Annotated in this window: 13 protein-coding genes; 8 read left to right on the top strand and 5 right to left on the bottom strand. The window is 60.6% G+C overall.

Features of this window, described 5'->3' with window-relative positions:
• The 8 genes from ppsA to OQK_RS19355 all read left to right on the top strand — a co-directional run.
• Positions 1–1,751: phosphoenolpyruvate synthase (gene ppsA, locus OQK_RS19320; RefSeq protein WP_038861412.1), on the top strand; the 1,751-nt coding region annotated here is incomplete at its 5' end.
• 98 nt (positions 1,752–1,849) lie between these two features.
• Positions 1,850–2,839 (top strand): alpha/beta fold hydrolase, encoded by a 990-nt coding sequence (locus tag OQK_RS19325; protein WP_016773828.1) that lies wholly within the window; start codon positions 1,850–1,852, stop codon positions 2,837–2,839.
• Between the two features lie 210 nt (positions 2,840–3,049).
• A complete protein-coding gene (rraA, locus tag OQK_RS19330) occupies positions 3,050–3,541 on the top strand; it encodes a ribonuclease E activity regulator RraA (RefSeq protein ID WP_016773829.1) in 492 nt (163 codons plus the stop codon).
• A gap of 21 nt (positions 3,542–3,562) precedes the next feature.
• Positions 3,563–4,558 carry a zinc transporter ZntB gene (locus tag OQK_RS19335; protein WP_016773830.1) on the top strand — a complete coding sequence of 332 codons (996 nt, stop codon included), beginning with the start codon at positions 3,563–3,565 and terminating at the stop codon, positions 4,556–4,558.
• A 63-nt stretch (positions 4,559–4,621) separates the two neighbouring features.
• Positions 4,622–4,870 (top strand): hypothetical protein, encoded by a 249-nt coding sequence (locus OQK_RS19340; protein WP_003223293.1) that lies wholly within the window; start codon positions 4,622–4,624, stop codon positions 4,868–4,870.
• 2 nt (positions 4,871–4,872) lie between these two features.
• The gene (locus OQK_RS19345; protein WP_016773831.1) at positions 4,873–5,697 is read left to right on the top strand and encodes a mechanosensitive ion channel family protein; all 825 of its coding nucleotides are present in this window, start codon (positions 4,873–4,875) and stop codon (positions 5,695–5,697) included.
• Positions 5,698–5,787: 90 nt separating this feature from the next.
• Positions 5,788–6,378: an RNA polymerase sigma factor SigX gene (gene sigX / locus OQK_RS19350; RefSeq protein ID WP_016773832.1), complete on the top strand. Its 591-nt coding sequence runs from the start codon at positions 5,788–5,790 to the stop codon at positions 6,376–6,378.
• A gap of 107 nt (positions 6,379–6,485) precedes the next feature.
• Entirely contained in the window at positions 6,486–7,520 is a 1,035-nt protein-coding gene (locus OQK_RS19355) for an OmpA family protein (protein ID WP_016773833.1), read from the top strand.
• Positions 7,521–7,589: 69 nt separating this feature from the next.
• On the opposite strand, the gene cobA is transcribed toward OQK_RS19355, so the two are convergent.
• The 5 genes from cobA to OQK_RS19380 all read right to left on the bottom strand — a co-directional run.
• Positions 7,590–8,360, bottom strand: a complete 771-nt coding sequence (gene cobA, locus OQK_RS19360) for a uroporphyrinogen-III C-methyltransferase (RefSeq protein ID WP_016773834.1) — start codon at positions 8,358–8,360, stop codon at positions 7,590–7,592.
• A gap of 13 nt (positions 8,361–8,373) precedes the next feature.
• Positions 8,374–11,085, bottom strand: a complete 2,712-nt coding sequence (locus tag OQK_RS19365) for a nitrate reductase (RefSeq protein ID WP_016773835.1) — start codon at positions 11,083–11,085, stop codon at positions 8,374–8,376.
• Positions 11,085–11,402, bottom strand: coding sequence for a nitrite reductase small subunit NirD (gene nirD / locus OQK_RS19370; RefSeq protein ID WP_016773836.1), 318 nt, complete (start codon positions 11,400–11,402; stop codon positions 11,085–11,087). Before nirD ends, OQK_RS19365 begins: the two co-directional genes overlap by 1 nt.
• The gene (gene nirB, locus OQK_RS19375) at positions 11,399–13,852 is read right to left on the bottom strand and encodes a nitrite reductase large subunit NirB (RefSeq protein WP_016773837.1); all 2,454 of its coding nucleotides are present in this window, start codon (positions 13,850–13,852) and stop codon (positions 11,399–11,401) included. Before nirB ends, nirD begins: the two co-directional genes overlap by 4 nt.
• A gap of 419 nt (positions 13,853–14,271) precedes the next feature.
• Positions 14,272–15,853: protein kinase domain-containing protein (locus OQK_RS19380; RefSeq protein ID WP_038861414.1), on the bottom strand; the 1,582-nt coding region annotated here is incomplete at its 5' end.

A 15,853-nucleotide genomic window follows, 5' to 3' on the forward strand; every position in this document is an offset into this window, starting at 1 on the left:
AATCGGGTTTCCGTGACGTGGTGTTCATCACCGGCGCTTATGGCCTGGGCGAAACCGTCGTGCAAGGCGCGGTCAACCCGGATGAGTTCTACGTACACAAAGGCACGCTGGAGGCCGGTCGTCCGGCGATCCTGCGTCGCAACCTGGGCAGCAAAGCCATCAAGATGATCTACGGCGACGAGGCCAAGGCCGGTCGTTCGGTCAAGACTGTCGATGTCGACAAGGCCGAACGCGCGCGTTTCTGCCTGACCGACGCCGAAGTCAGCGAGCTGGCCAAGCAGGCGATGATCATCGAGAAGCACTACGGCTGCCCGATGGACATCGAGTGGGCCAAGGACGGTGACGACGGCAAGCTGTACATCGTGCAGGCGCGTCCGGAAACCGTGAAAAGCCGCACCCAGGCCAACGTGATGGAACGTTACCTGCTCAAGGAAACCGGCACCGTGCTGGTGGAAGGTCGGGCGATCGGCCAGCGCATCGGCGCCGGCAAAGTACGCATCATCAAAGACGTCTCGGAAATGGACAAGGTCCAGCCGGGCGACGTTCTGGTATCCGACATGACCGACCCGGACTGGGAACCAGTGATGAAGCGCGCCAGCGCCATCGTCACCAACCGTGGCGGGCGTACCTGCCACGCGGCGATCATCGCTCGTGAGCTGGGCATTCCGGCGGTGGTAGGTTGCGGCAACGCCACCCAGCTGCTGAAGGATGGCCAGGGCGTGACCGTGTCCTGCGCCGAAGGCGACACCGGCTACATCTTCGAAGGCGAACTGGGCTTCGACATCAAGAAGAACTCCGTCGACGCCATGCCGGAGCTGCCGTTCAAGATCATGATGAACGTCGGCAATCCGGATCGCGCCTTCGACTTCGCCCAATTGCCGAACGCCGGCGTCGGTCTGGCGCGTCTGGAATTCATCATCAACCGCATGATCGGCGTGCACCCGAAAGCGCTGTTGAACTACGACGGCCTGCCGCAGGAAATCAAGGACAGCGTCGACAAGCGTATTGCCGGTTACAGCGACCCGGTCGACTTCTACGTCGACAAACTGGTGGAAGGCATCAGCACCCTGGCTGCAGCGTTCACGCCGAAAAAAGTCATCGTGCGTCTGTCGGACTTCAAGTCCAACGAATACGCCAACCTGATCGGCGGCAAGCTCTACGAGCCGGAAGAAGAGAACCCGATGCTGGGCTTCCGTGGTGCTTCGCGTTACATCAGCGAATCGTTCCGCGATTGCTTCGAACTCGAATGCCGCGCGCTGAAACGCGTGCGCAACGAGATGGGCCTGACCAACGTGGAAATCATGGTGCCGTTCGTCCGCACTCTCGGCGAAGCCAGCCAGGTGGTCGATCTGCTCGCCGAGAACGGCTTGAAGCGCGGCGAGAACGGTCTGCGCGTGATCATGATGTGCGAACTGCCATCCAACGCGATTCTGGCCGAGGAATTCCTCGAATTCTTCGACGGTTTCTCGATCGGCTCCAACGACCTGACCCAACTGACTTTGGGTCTGGACCGCGATTCGGGGATCATCGCGCACCTGTTCGACGAGCGGAATCCGGCGGTGAAGAAGCTGTTGGCCAACGCCATTCAGGCCTGCAACAAGGCCGGCAAGTACATCGGCATCTGCGGTCAGGGTCCTTCGGACCACCCGGATCTGGCCAAGTGGCTGATGGAACAGGGCATCGAAAGCGTGTCGCTGAACCCGGACACCGTGCTGGAAACCTGGTTCTTCCTCGCCGAAGGTCAGGCTTGATCAGTATGTAATTGGCCCGCGCCCCATGTGGGAGCGGGCCTTGAGATTGAAGTAGGGCGGGCTCCATCGGATGCCGCCCTTTTTTGTGCAAGAGCATTATGCAAAGCAGCAGCAACCTGTTTCCTGTCGCGCTGATCAGCGCCGAGCGGCGCGGCGATCTGAGCGAAGACGTCTATCGATTGAAACCCGGCAACAGCCCGGACTGGTCCGTGGAGATCGCCGTCACCCGCCTGGGCATGGCCGATGACACGGCGCCACGCGGCGTGCCGGTGATTCTGTTGCACGGCAGCTTTTCCAATCGGCGCTTCTGGTTTTCCCCCAAAGGCCTCGGGCTCGGCGCGTATCTGACGCGGCTGGGCTTCGACGTGTGGATCCCGGAAATGCGCGGTCACGGCCTGTCTCAGCGCAACGAAGACTATCGGCGCAATCGTGTGGCCGACTACGCCCGCTACGATCTGCCGGCGATTGCCGCTTTCGTGCGTGAGCAGAGCGGACAGATCCCGCACTGGATCGGCCATTCGCTGGGCGGCATCACCCTGGCGGCGGCGCTCGGTGGCGAATATCTCGGCGAACCGGCCGTGGCCTCGGCGGCGTTTTTCGGCACCCAGGTCAGCCGCACCTACTGGCCGTTGAAAATCCCACCGGTGGAGTGGGGCGGGCGCTTTATTCTCAAGCGTTTCGCGCAGTTGTCCGGCTCACGCCTCAAACGCGGCCCGGAAGACGAGCCGATCGGCCTGGCCATCGAAAGCATGCGCTGGTACGGCTTGTTCGGCCGCTTCGGCGATAAGGACAAGGACTGGTGGGCCGGACTTGCCGAGGTGCAGGTGCCGGTGCTGGCGGTGACGGCGGCGGGCGATCATCAGGATCCGGCGTGGGCCTGCCGCAAGCTGTTCGAGCAGATCGGCTCCGAGCACAAGCAGTTCATCAACCTGGGCCGCGAGCAGGGCTTCTCGGATAATTTCGGTCATGTCGAAATGTTGGTGAGCAAAGCGGCGCAGGCTGAGGTGTGGCCGCTGGTGGCGCGCTGGTTGAAGGATCAGCAGACGCCGTTGCTGGCGCAGACGGCGGATCTGGCCGCTGCAGTGTGAGAGGCGTTCCGTTCAGCCTGGCTTGCGGCTAAGATATGACGCATTGTGCGGTTCCGGTCATATTTCGTGACTGTTTAGCGATAACGTTTCAGCCGCGGTTCAGGTTCGCTCAGCGACCATGGCATGGACTAAGGTAAACAGCGACCGCCGGAACTCGTCTCATCAGAATGCGGCATCCTTGATCGTCTTCCTTGTTACAGGAGTTTTTCGATGGAACATTACCTTACGCCTGACCTGTGCGACGCCTACCCGGAGCTGGTGCAGGTGCTGGAACCGATGTTCAGCAATTTCGGCGGCCGGGATTCCTTCGGCGGCGAAATCGTGACCATCAAATGCTTCGAAGACAATTCGCTGGTCAAGGAGCAGGCCGAACTCAACGGCAAAGGCAAAGTGCTGGTGGTTGATGGTGGCGGTTCGCTGCGCCGCGCCCTGCTGGGCGACATGATCGCCGCCAAGGCCGCGCAGAACGGTTGGGAAGGGCTGGTGATCTACGGTTGCATCCGTGACGTCGACGTCATCGCCCAGACCGATCTCGGCGTGCAGGCGCTGGCCAGCCATCCGATGAAAACCGACAAGCGCGGCATTGGCGACCTCAACGTCCCGGTGACTTTCGCCGGCGTGACGTTCCACCCGGGCCAGTACATTTATGCGGACAACAACGGCGTGATCGTTTCGCCGAGCCCGCTGAAAATGCCTGAATAAGGTTTTCGACAAGGGATGCGGATGTTCGAGGAAGAAAACGCGCAATGGGGGCTGGTACATGCCCTGGTACTGGACGGCAAGGGCGGTGCGCGTTCGATAGCCCGGACTGAGCTCGACGATTTGCAGCTGCAGGCCCATGAAAGCCTGTGGCTGCACTGGGATCGCAGCCATCCGCAGACCCAGACCTGGCTGCGCAAATCCAGCGGGCTCAATGAATTCACCTGCGATCTGTTGCTGGAAGAGAATACCCGCCCGCGTCTGTTGCCATTGCCCGACTCCGAGCTGTTGCTGTTTCTGCGCGGGGTCAATCTCAACCCGGGCGCCGAGCCGGAAGACATGGTTTCGGTGCGGATTTTCGCCTCGGCTCAGCGAGTGATTTCCCTGCGCTTGCGTCCGTTGCGCGCTACGGATGAGTTGCTGGCGCTGCTGGGTGAGGGCAAAGGGCCGAAAACTTCCTCTGAATTGATGCTGTATCTGGCGCAGTTCCTCACCAATAAAGTGCAGGATCTGGTTACGTGCCTGTCGGAAGTGGTCGATGAAGAGGAAGAAAAACTCGACGCCGACGAACGGTATACACCCGAGCATGGGGCGATTTTGCACATCCGTCGCAGAGCGGCCGGGCTGAAGCGTTTTCTTGCACCACAGCGGGATATTTTCGGACAGCTGACGCGGATAAAACTGCCGTGGTTCGTCGAAGACGACGCCGACTACTGGAACGAATTGAACAACAGCCTCACCCGTTATCTGGAAGAGCTCGAATTGACCCGAGAGCGCGTAGGGCTTGTGCTGGAGGCCGAAGACCGGCGTTTGAGCGTGCACATGAACCGCACCATGTATCGCTTCGGCATCATTACCTGCATATTTTTGCCGATGAGTTTCATCACCGGTCTGCTCGGGATAAATGTCGGCGGTATTCCTTTCGCCGAAAGCCCGTATGGCTTCCTGATCGCCTGTCTGACGGTGCTCGCCTTGGCATTCGGCCAGTGGTGGTTGTTCCGTCGATTGCGCTGGGTGTGAACATGGCGCATGTGACCCGAGCAAATCTGCCCGCGTCTTTCACAGACATCACGAGAGGTGCGTATGCACGATCCGTTTGAACAGTCTTTGCGCGACATGCTCAACGCTTCGCCGTCCAGCCGCGACGACGATGCGTGCCTGGGCCGCGTACTCAAAACCGCCAACCGCCAGGTCGGCGCCGGTGATCTGTTCAGCCTGCTGGGCCGCTGGCTGCCCGCGCTGATGATTGCCCTGAACAATGGCTCGGCGCATGTCTCGCCGGTTTCCCGTCTTCGTAAAACCACTGCTCGCACTGCTGATAAGGCTGATTGAATATGGAACTTGATCTCTGGACTCAGAGCCTCGTCACTGCAATGACTGCGTTGTGGACCAAAGTCGCTAACTTCATTCCGAACCTGTTCGGCGCACTGGTTGTGCTGCTGTTGGGTTTCGTCGTGGCCAAGCTGCTCGACACCTTGCTCTCCAAATTGCTCGCCAAACTGGGCCTCGATCGCCTGATGGGCGGCACCGGGCTGACCAAGCTGATGTCGCGTGCCGGGCTGCAGGTGCCGATCTCGACGCTGATCGGTAAAATCGTCTACTGGTTCGTTCTGCTGATTTTTCTGGTTTCTGCGGCAGAATCCCTTGGCCTCGAGCGAGTTTCAGCTACGCTGGACATGCTGGCGTTGTATCTGCCGAAAGTATTCGGCGCCGCGCTGGTGTTGCTGGTCGGGGTCCTGCTGGCGCAATTGGCCAACGGGTTGGTGCGCGGCGCAGCAGAAGGCGTAGGGCTGGACTACGCTTCGGGGTTGGGGCGGATCGCGCAGGGGCTGGTGATCATCATCAGCATCTCGGTGGCGATCAGCCAGCTCGAGGTCAAGACCGACCTGCTGAACCATGTGATTGTTATCGTATTGATTACCGTTGGTCTGGCAGTTGCGCTGGCCATGGGTTTGGGAAGCCGGGAAATCGCCGGTCAGATTCTTGCGGGAATCTATGTGCGTGAGCTGTACGAGGTTGGGCAACAAGTGCGTGTTGGCGAGGTCGAAGGCCAGATCGAAGAGATCGGCACGGTTAAAACCACATTGCTGACCGATGAGGGTGAGCTAGTCTCTCTCTCCAATCGGATCCTGCTGGAACAGCATGTGAGTAGCCGCTAAACCGGCAAACCCTGCTAATGTATGCCGCCGCAAAATGCCAGCCGAGGCTGGTTGTGGCGGACATTGACCTGACTGTCGGCACGACTTGTTTTGAATAAAGCCCAACCGCTATCCACGCGCTACGACCCCCGCGAGCTCTCTGATGAGGAGTTGGTCGCGCGCTCGCATACCGAGCTGTTTCACGTAACGCGCGCCTACGAAGAGTTGATGCGGCGTTACCAGCGAACATTATTTAACGTCTGCGCGAGATATCTTGGGAACGATCGCGACGCAGACGATGTCTGTCAGGAAGTGATGCTGAAGGTGCTGTACGGCCTGAAGAACTTCGAGGGGAAATCGAAGTTCAAAACCTGGCTTTACAGCATCACTTACAACGAATGCATCACGCAGTATCGGAAGGAACGGCGTAAGCGTCGCTTGATGGACGCTCTCAGTCTGGACCCTCTTGAAGAAGCGTCTGAAGAAAAGGCGCCTAAGCCGGAGGAGAAGGGTGGGCTTGATCGCTGGCTGGTGTATGTGAATCCGATTGACCGCGAAATTCTGGTGCTACGATTTGTCGCAGAGCTGGAGTTTCAGGAGATCGCAGACATCATGCACATGGGTTTGAGTGCGACAAAAATGCGTTACAAACGCGCTCTAGATAAATTGCGTGAGAAATTTGCAGGCATTGCTGAAACTTAGTTCAGCGCAAATATCTCTTACGTGTAGGCAAGTTCTGATAGACTTGCCGCCGAGTTGTCCCCCGGTTTGCGGGACTGCTTCACAATCACCAGATGGGGATTTAACGGATGAAACTGAAAAACACCTTGGGCTTGGCCATTGGTTCTCTGATTGCCGCCACTTCGTTCGGCGCTCTGGCACAAGGCCAAGGCGCAGTTGAAATCGAAGGCTTCGCTAAGAAAGAACAATTCGACAGCGCTCGTAACTTCAAGAACAACGGCAACCTGTTCGGCGGTTCGATCGGTTACTTCCTGACCGACGACGTTGAACTGCGTCTGGGCTACGACGAAGTGCACAACGTACGTGCCGACGATGGCAAGAACGTCAAAGGCGCTAACACCGCTCTGGACGCTCTGTACCACTTCAACAACCCAGGCGACATGATTCGTCCATACGTTTCGGCCGGTTTCTCTGACCAGAGCATCGACCAGAACGGTTCGAACGGTCGTAACCGTTCCACCTTCGCCAACGTTGGCGGCGGTGCCAAGCTGTACTTCACCGAGAACTTCTACGCCCGTGCCGGCGTTGAAGCTCAGTACAACATCGACCAGGGCGACACCGAGTGGGCTCCTAGCGTCGGTATCGGTGTGAACTTCGGTGGCGGCTCCAAGCCAGCTGCTGCTCCAGTTCCAGCACCTGCTGAAGTCTGCTCCGACAGCGACAACGATGGCGTTTGCGACAACGTTGACAAGTGCCCGGACACCCCAGCCAACGTAACCGTTGACGCTGATGGCTGCCCAGCAGTTGCTGAAGTTGTTCGTGTTGAGCTGGACGTGAAATTCGACTTCGACAAGTCGGTAGTCAAGCCAAACAGCTACGGCGACATCAAGAACCTGGCTGACTTCATGAAGCAGTACCCATCCACCACCACTACTGTTGAAGGTCACACTGACTCCGTCGGTCCTGACGCTTACAACCAGAAACTGTCCGAGCGTCGTGCAAACGCCGTTAAGCAAGTTCTGACCAACCAGTACGGTGTTGAATCGTCCCGCGTTCAGTCTGTTGGCTATGGCGAATCCCGCCCAGTTGCTGACAACAAAACTGACGCTGGCCGCGCTGTAAACCGTCGCGTAGAAGCGCAGGTTGAAGCTCAAGCTAAGTAATTAGCTGCCGCTGATGGAAAAGCCCGGCTCAGGCCGGGCTTTTCTTTGTCTGCGATTTGGCTTCGCCGCTTAAAGCGCCTGCACGTTGTACGCCGTCCCGGAGCTGCCGAAGGCTGCGATCTTTTGCTCTTCCACGACAGCAGCCACCGCACCAATCACCAGAGTCGCCGGGCTTTTCAATTCAAACGCCGAGGCATCCTCAGCCATCGCACTCAGGTCACTGCGACATTCACGCTGATGCGCCAACGAGGCGTTTTCGATCATCGCCACCGGCGTATCCGCCGCCATCCCTCCGGCCAGCAACTGATCACGAATCTCGCCCAGCTTGGCCACGCCCATGTAAACCACCAGCGTCGTCCCGCCTTGCGCCAGCGCCTGCCAGTTCAACTGGCTGTCATCCTGGGTGTGCGCAGTGACCAGCGTCACCCCGCGCGCCACGCCGCGCAACGTCAGCGGAATATCGCACTGGGTCGCCCCGGCCAGCCCAGCGGTGATGCCATTGACCAGTTCCACTTCAACGCCACGCTCGCGCAACCACTGCGCTTCTTCGCCACCGCGGCCGAAAATGCACGGATCGCCCCCTTTCAGGCGCACCACGCATTTGCCCTGGCGGGCATAACGCAGCATCAGGCGATGAATGAATGCCTGCGGCGTCGAACGGCAGCCGCCGCGTTTGCCCACCGGGATCACCCGCGCAGCCGGGCAGTGCTCCAGCACCGCGTCGTTGACCAGATCATCGATCATCACCACATCGGCCTCGCGCAATGCGCGCACCGCTTTGAGCGTCAGCAACTCCGGATCGCCAGGGCCTGCGCCCACCAGCCAGACTTTCGCATTCATGGTGTTGTCCTCGTTAAATGACCGCGACCGGCTGCGCTTCGGCAGCCAGCAGACGCTTGATTTCCGGCACGCAGGAACCGCATTGCGTGCCGCATCGGAGATTGTTTTTCAGGCCTTGCAGATCCAGGCCCTGGCGAATGCCGGCGCAGACTGCGTTGAGGCTGACGTTTTCGCAATTGCACAAGGTCTTGTCGGTCGCAATGGCGCCGACAGTACCCGGCGGCGCGCTCATCGGCGCGAGCAGCCAGCGCCGCAGTTGTTGGTCGGCGCGGCCCTCCAGCCACAGGCTCTGCAACCAGTGTTGCGCAAGGGTTTCGCCGGCCAGGCGAATGGCGGTGATACGGCCGTTTTCGATGCGCACGCGCTTGCCAATGGCGCGACGCGGATCGTCATAGGCTAGAACCGGGCCATCCAGCAGTGACAGGCACTGGTCGATCTCGCCCAGCAGCTGTGGATCCGGCGCCTGGCCGTGTGCAGCGCGTATCAGCAGCGCTGGCCGCTCACGACCGACAAGGCTGAGGCTGACGTAGGAAAACGCCTCGCACAGCGGTCGTAGCGTCTCGAAATGCCGTTGGACATCACCCTCGATCAAGGCGAACAGCTGCCACGGCAGGTTGACTGCCTCCAGACGCACGCCGCTGTGCTTGAGCTCCGGTTGTTTGGACAGCGGATCAAACGCCGGCAAGGTCAGCGTGTTGACGCCGCCCTTGAGATAGCGATCGCCCCAGTGCATCGGCAGGAACGCCTGGCCCGGACGCACGCTGTCGTCGCTGCCGACCGCAACAATCACTGCGCCACGGCGGCTTTTCAGATTGACCAGATCACCGGGCTGCAAGCGGTGCCGGCGCATTTCGTCAGGGTGCAGGCTCAGCACGGCTTCGCTGACGTGGCCGAACAATTGCGCGGCGGTGCCGGTGCGGCTCATGCCGTGCCACTGGTCACGCAGGCGACCGGTGATCAAAGTCAGCGGGAAGCGCGCGTCGCGTTGTTCCTTGGCGGCGCGATAAGGATCGGCAATGAACTGCGCGCGGCCGCTAGCCGTAGGAAAGACGCCGTCTTCGTAAAGTCGTGTGGTGCCTCGCCGGGCGCCGGCAGGGAAGGGCCATTGCTGCGGACCGATCTCGTCGATCAAGGCATGACTGATCCCGGACAGATCCAGGTCTCGCCCACGGGTCAGCGCTTTGAATTCATCAAACAACTGCGAAGGTTGATCGAAAGCGAACAGACTTGGCTGCTTGGGGCGCAGACGTTTCTCCAGACGCTGTGCGAAATCCACCGTGATGGCCCAGTCCGGTCGCGCTTCGCCTGGTGCGACAACCGCTTTGCGCACGTGGGAAATGCGCCGCTCGGAGTTGGTCACCGAACCTTCCTTCTCGCCCCAACTGGCGGCGGGTAACAGCAGGTCGGCAAACGCAGCAGTTTCGGTGGTGCGAAAGGCTTCCTGCAACACCACAAACGGGCAGGCCTCAAGCGCTGCGCGGACTGCGCTCTGATCAGGCATCGATTGCGCCGGATTGGTACAGGCAATCCACAGCGCTTTGATTTTGCCGCTGCGCAGGTTTTCGAACAGTTCGATGGCGCTCAGGCCCGGCGCCTCGGGCAAGCTCTCCACACCCCAGTACGCCGCCACTTCGGCGCGATGTGCCGAATTGGCGGCATCGCGGTGACCGGGCAGCAGATTCGACAGACTGCCGGTTTCCCGCCCGCCCATGGCGTTCGGCTGACCGGTAAGTGAGAAAGGTCCTGCACCGGGGCGGCCAATTTGTCCGGTGGCCAGGTGCAGATTGATCAGCGCGCTGTTCTTTGCGCTGCCGGCGGTGGACTGATTCAGGCCCATGCACCACAGCGACAGGAAGCTCGGCGCAGTGCCGACCCATTCTGCGCATTGCTGCAGTTGCTCGATGCTGATGCCGCACAGTTGCGAAACCATTTGCGGGGTGTAATCGCGGACCAGCGTCTTGAGTTCGGCGAGGCCTTCGGTGTGCGCCTTGATGAAATCGCGATCGATCCAGTCTTCCCACAGCAGCAGATGCAAAATCCCATGGAACAAGGCGACATCGGTGCCCGGAAGAATCGCCAGATGCAGGTCGGCCAGATCGCAGGTGTCGGTGCGACGCGGGTCGATAACGATGACTTTCATCTGCGGGCGACGGGATTTGGCTTCCTCCAGTCGACGGAAAAGTACCGGATGGGCGTAGGCCATGTTACTGCCGACGATCATCACGCAGTCGCTCAGCTCCAGGTCTTCGTAACTGCACGGCGGCGCGTCGGCGCCGAGGCTGCGTTTGTAGCCGACCACCGCCGAGGACATGCACAGCCGCGAATTACTGTCGATGTTGTTGGTGCCCACCAGCGCCCGCGCCAGTTTGTTGAAGGCGTAGTAGTCCTCGGTGAGCAACTGCCCGGAGATGTAGAACGCCACGCTGTCCGGGCCGCGTTCGGCGATGGTTTCGGCAAACACGTTGGTCGCGTGGTCGAGGGCGGTATCCCAGTCAGTACGGCTGCGCGCAAGGCCTTTGCCCAGGCGCAGTTCCGGGTACAAGGCGCGGGCGGCGAGGTCGCCGGTCAGGTGCAGCGTCGAGCCTTTGCTGCACAGTTTGCCGAAGTTGGCCGGGTGCGCCGGATCGCCGCTGACGCCGAGGATGCGCTCGCCGTCATGCTCGATCAGTACGCCGCAGCCGACCCCGCAGTAACAGCAGGTCGAGGCGGTCGTCTGGCGGTTCATCAGATGGCGTCCCGCAGGGCCAGTTGCACCCGGCCGTTCTCGACCCGCGCCGGATGGTGATGGGCACAGCCGATGTCCGGCGCCTGAGCTTCGCCGGTTTCCAGGTCGATCTGCCAGTTATGCAGCGGGCAGGCCACGCGCTTGCCATAGATCAGGCCCTGCGACAGCGGGCCGCCCTTGTGCGGGCAGCGGTCATCGAGGGCGAAAACCTCGTCGTCGCTTGTGCGAAAAATCGCGATGTCTCCTTTCGGCCCGGCAATGATCCGCGAACCGAGGGCGTTGATCTCTTCCAGCGCACAGATATCGAGCCAGTTCATGCCGGCACCTCCAGGTTTTTCACGGGGATCACGTCGAATTCTTTCTTCAGTTGCGGCTGCGCCAGGCGCTCCTTCCACGGGTCCTGTTCGAACGACAGGGAGAATTGCAGGCGCTCGTTCAAGGCCTTGCGCCGCTCGGCGTCTTCGAGCACGTTTTTCTTGATGTGCTCCATGCCGACCCGTTGCAGGTAATGCACGGTGCGCTCGAGGTAGAAGGCTTCTTCGCGGTAGAGCTGCAGGAACGCGCCGTTGTATTCACGGACTTCCTCGGCAGTCTTGAGCTTGACGAAGAACTCGGCGACTTCGGTCTTGATCCCGCCATTGCCACCGATGTACATCTCCCAACCGGAGTCGACGCCGATAATTCCTACGTCCTTGATGCCCGCTTCCGAGCAGTTGCGTGGGCAACCGGACACTGCCAGCTTCACTTTGTGCGGCGACCACATGTTGAACAGGTCGTGCTCGAGTTCGATGCCCAGTTGCGTCGAGTTCTGTGTGCCGAAGCGGCAGAACTCGCTGCCGACGCAGGTTTTCACGGTGCGGATGGATTTGCCGTAGGCGTGGCCGGACGGCATGTCGAGGTCTTTCCAGACGCCGGGCAGATCCTGTTTCTTGATCCCCAGCAAGTCGATGCGCTGACCGCCGGTGACCTTGACCATCGGCACGTTGTACTTGTCGGCCACATCGGCGATCCGCCGCAGTTCCGACGGATTGGTCACGCCGCCCCACATGCGCGGCACCACCGAATAGGTGCCGTCCTTCTGGATGTTGGCGTGGGCGCGTTCGTTGATCAGACGCGATTGCGGGTCGTCCTTGGCTTCGCCCGGCCAGGTGGAAATCAGGTAGTAGTTGAGCGCCGGGCGACAGGTCGCGCAGCCATTGGGCGTGCGCCAGTTCAGGTAACTCATGGTCTCGGCGATGGTCAGCAGGTGTTCCTGACGGATCGCCTGACGAATCTGCCCGTGGTTGAGGTCGCTGCAACCGCAGATGGCTTTTTCGCTTTTCGGTTTGACGTCGGCCGCGCCACCCACGGTATTGATGAGGATTTGCTCGACCAGACCGGCGCACGAACCGCAGGAGCTGGCAGCCTTGGTGTGTTTCTTCACTTCATCGACGCTGAACAGGCCGTGTTCCTGAATCGCCTTGACGATGGTGCCTTTGCACACACCGTTGCAGCCGCAGACTTCGGCGCTGTCGGCCATGACCATGGCTTTGTCCTGGCCCTGATGTCCTACGTCGCCTAAAGCGTTTTCGCCAAACATGAGGTGATCGCGGATCTCGCCGATGGCGTGATTCTCACGAATCTGCCGGAAATACCAACCGCCATCTGCTGTATCGCCGTACAGACAGGCGCCGACCAGCACGTCATCCTTGATCACCAGTTTTTTGTACACGCCGCCGATCGGGTCGGAGAGGGTGATGGTCTCGGTGCCTTCGCCGCCCATGAAATCGCCGGCGGAGAAGAGGTCGATGCCGGTGACTTTCAATTTGGTCGAAGTCACCGAGCCCTGATAGCGAGCGAAACCCAGTTGCGCGAGGTGATTGGCGCAGACCTTGGCTTGTTCGAACAGCGGCGCAACGAGGCCGTAGGCAATGCCGCGATGGCTGGCGCATTCGCCGATTGCGTAGATGCGCGGGTCGTAGGTTTGCAGGGTGTCGTTGACCAGAATCCCGCGATTGCACGGAATGCCGGCCTTTTCTGCCAGTTCGGTGTTGGGGCGGATGCCGGCGGCCATCACCACCAGATCGGCAGGAATGATGTCGCCGTTCTTGAACTGCACCGAGCCGACCCGGCCATTGCCGGCATCGTGCAAGGCTTGGGTCTGTTCGCACAGGCGAAAATGCAGGCCACGGGATTCCAGCGCCGATTGCAGAAGCTGGCCGCTGGTCTTGTCCAGTTGCCGCTCGAGCAGCCATTCGCCGAGGTGCACCACGGTGACGTGCATGCCGCGCAGCATCAGGCCATTGGCCGCTTCGAGGCCGAGCAGGCCGCCACCGATGACCACGGCGTGCTTGTGGGTCCTGGCGGTGTCGATCATGGCCTGGGTGTCGGCGATGTCGCGATAGCCGATCACGCCCTGCAAAGTGTTGCCGGGGATTGGCAGGATGAACGGGGTCGAACCGGTGGCGATCAGCAGGCGATCGTACTCGGCTTCGGTGCCGTCCTCGGCGATCACTCGGCGTTTGACCCGGTCGATCTCCACCACTTTGCGGTTGAGCAGCAACTTGATGTTGTTTTCCAGATACCAGTCGAGGTCGTTGAGCACGATCTCTTCGAAGGTCTGCTCACCGGCCAGCACCGGCGACAACAGGATGCGGTTGTAGTTGGTGTGCGGTTCGGCGCCGAAGACGGTGATGTCGTAGAGCTCGTCGCTCAGCTTGAGCAGTTCTTCCAGGGTACGCACCCCGGCCATGCCATTGCCGATCATCACCAGTTTGAGTTTTTTCATCAGGTTCTCCGGGAGCTGCGGCTGGCCTCTGGTGGGCCGTCGGGCCTTGCTCGACAAATTTTGCGCAAACAAAAAAAGGCGTCCCGCTAGTTGCCTAGCGAGGACGCCTTTGTCCTGGTCCCGTTCTCTCGGGAAGCGCAGCCTTCGTCGTTGAAGGTTGGGCTTTATGTATGGTGAAAAGGGTTATGCAGTGGTTGTGCCAACTCGGGGGGACGCGGATTTATTGGGGATTGGGGTTGTGACAGGAGATTTTTTTGCACCGAATCGAGGCGTGTTGCTCGTTCGTGGCGCGTTAATTCTTGGGGTTATGCGGTGTGAAGCCGAATGCCTTCGCGAGCAGGCTCGCTCCCACAAGGTGTCTGCGAACGACGCCAATCCCCTGTGGGAGCGAGCCTGCTCGCGAATGGCGCAACTCAATCTCAGCCATGAAACAACAAAACCAGCAGCACCACATTCCCCAGCAATGCCAGAAGCGCCATGGTCCGCCAGACCTTCAACGGCTCCCGTTCCAACAAAGGCCGGGGCCGCACACTCAAACTTTGCCGCTCACCCTGTTCCAGCACCAGCAGCCACTCTTCAGCGGTTTCAAAGCGTTGCTGCGGATCGGCGGCGACGCCGCGTTCCAGGCTTTGCGCCAGCCATTCCGGCAAGTCCGGGCGATAGCGACTGGCACTCACCGGCACGCCAAATCGGGGCCGCTGGAATGCTTCGATTTCGCCGTAGGGAAAATGCCCGGTGAGGAGGAAATACAGGGTGACGCCCACCGAATACAAATCCTGCTGCGCACTTGGCGACTCGCCGCGAAACGCTTCCGGGGCGATGAAACTAGGCGTTCCCGGCAGGGTCGACGGCGCGTCCTCCGACAGTCCCGGACAATAAGCCAGACCGAAATCCAGCAGGCGCAGCTCGCCATCATCCCCCTGCAACAGGTTTTCCGGTTTGATGTCGCGGTGCAGAATCTGCCGTCGATGCAGCAGCCCGACCGCGCGCAATAGCCGCTCGGCGATGTCCTGCCACTGCGCCAAAGGCAACGGGCCGCTGTGTTGAAACACGTCGGCCAACGTAGTCCCGGCGTATTCGCGCATGACGTAATACAAATGTTGACGCTGAGTGCAGGCATGGATTTGCGGAAAATGCCGGCCGGCCACGCGCTTGAGAAACCATTCCTCCGACAGCAATGCCTGCCCGGCTTGCGGATCGTCGGCCAGCCGCGTCGGCAAGGTCTTCAGCAGCCAAGGCTGGCCCTGGCTATCGAGCACGCGATATAGCAATGATTGCTGGCTCTGGCCGATGATGCCTTGCACCTGCCAGCCTTCAAACGCTTGCCCGGGTTTCAGCGTTGGCGGCAGTGGCCATTGCTGCAATTGCACCAGCGCATCGCCGATGCTCGCTTCGCCCAGCGTATCGACGCGCACCAGCAGGGCACTGGCGTTGTCCTGACTGCCGGCCATATGCGCGGCGTTGACCAAGGTTTGCGCCGCGCTGGGCAGATCCACTTGATCGCGCAGAATCGCGGCGATTGCGGTATCGCCCAGGGTCGACCAGACGCCGTCGCTGAGCAAAACGAAGCTTTCGCCCTCACGCAGTTCGCCGTCGAGGAAATCCATGACCAGATGCTGATCGAGCCCGAGCGCACGCTTGAGCACGTGCTGCATGCCCGGTTGCTCCCAGACGTGATCCTCGCTGATGCGCTGCAAGCGCTCGGCGTGCCAGCGATAGACCCGGCAATCGCCGACGTGGGCGAGGGTGAAGCGCCGACCGCGCATCACCAGCGCGCTGACCGTGGTCAGCAGCGGTTGCCCGCCGCCGTTGGCCTGCAGCCAGCGATTTTGCGCGAGCAGCAGGCGATCCAGCGCCTGGGCCACGCTCCAGGTTTCCGGTGTCGCGTAGTAGTCCAGCGCCAGCGCCTGCAAGGTCGAACGCGCGGCGAGGCCGCCATCGGCGCACTGGCTGACGCCGTCGGCGATGGCGAACAGATAACCCTTGCTCACCGACAGTGCC

The organism is Pseudomonas sp. R62, from assembly GCF_000257605.1.
Lineage (GTDB): Bacteria > Pseudomonadota > Gammaproteobacteria > Pseudomonadales > Pseudomonadaceae > Aquipseudomonas > Aquipseudomonas atacamensis.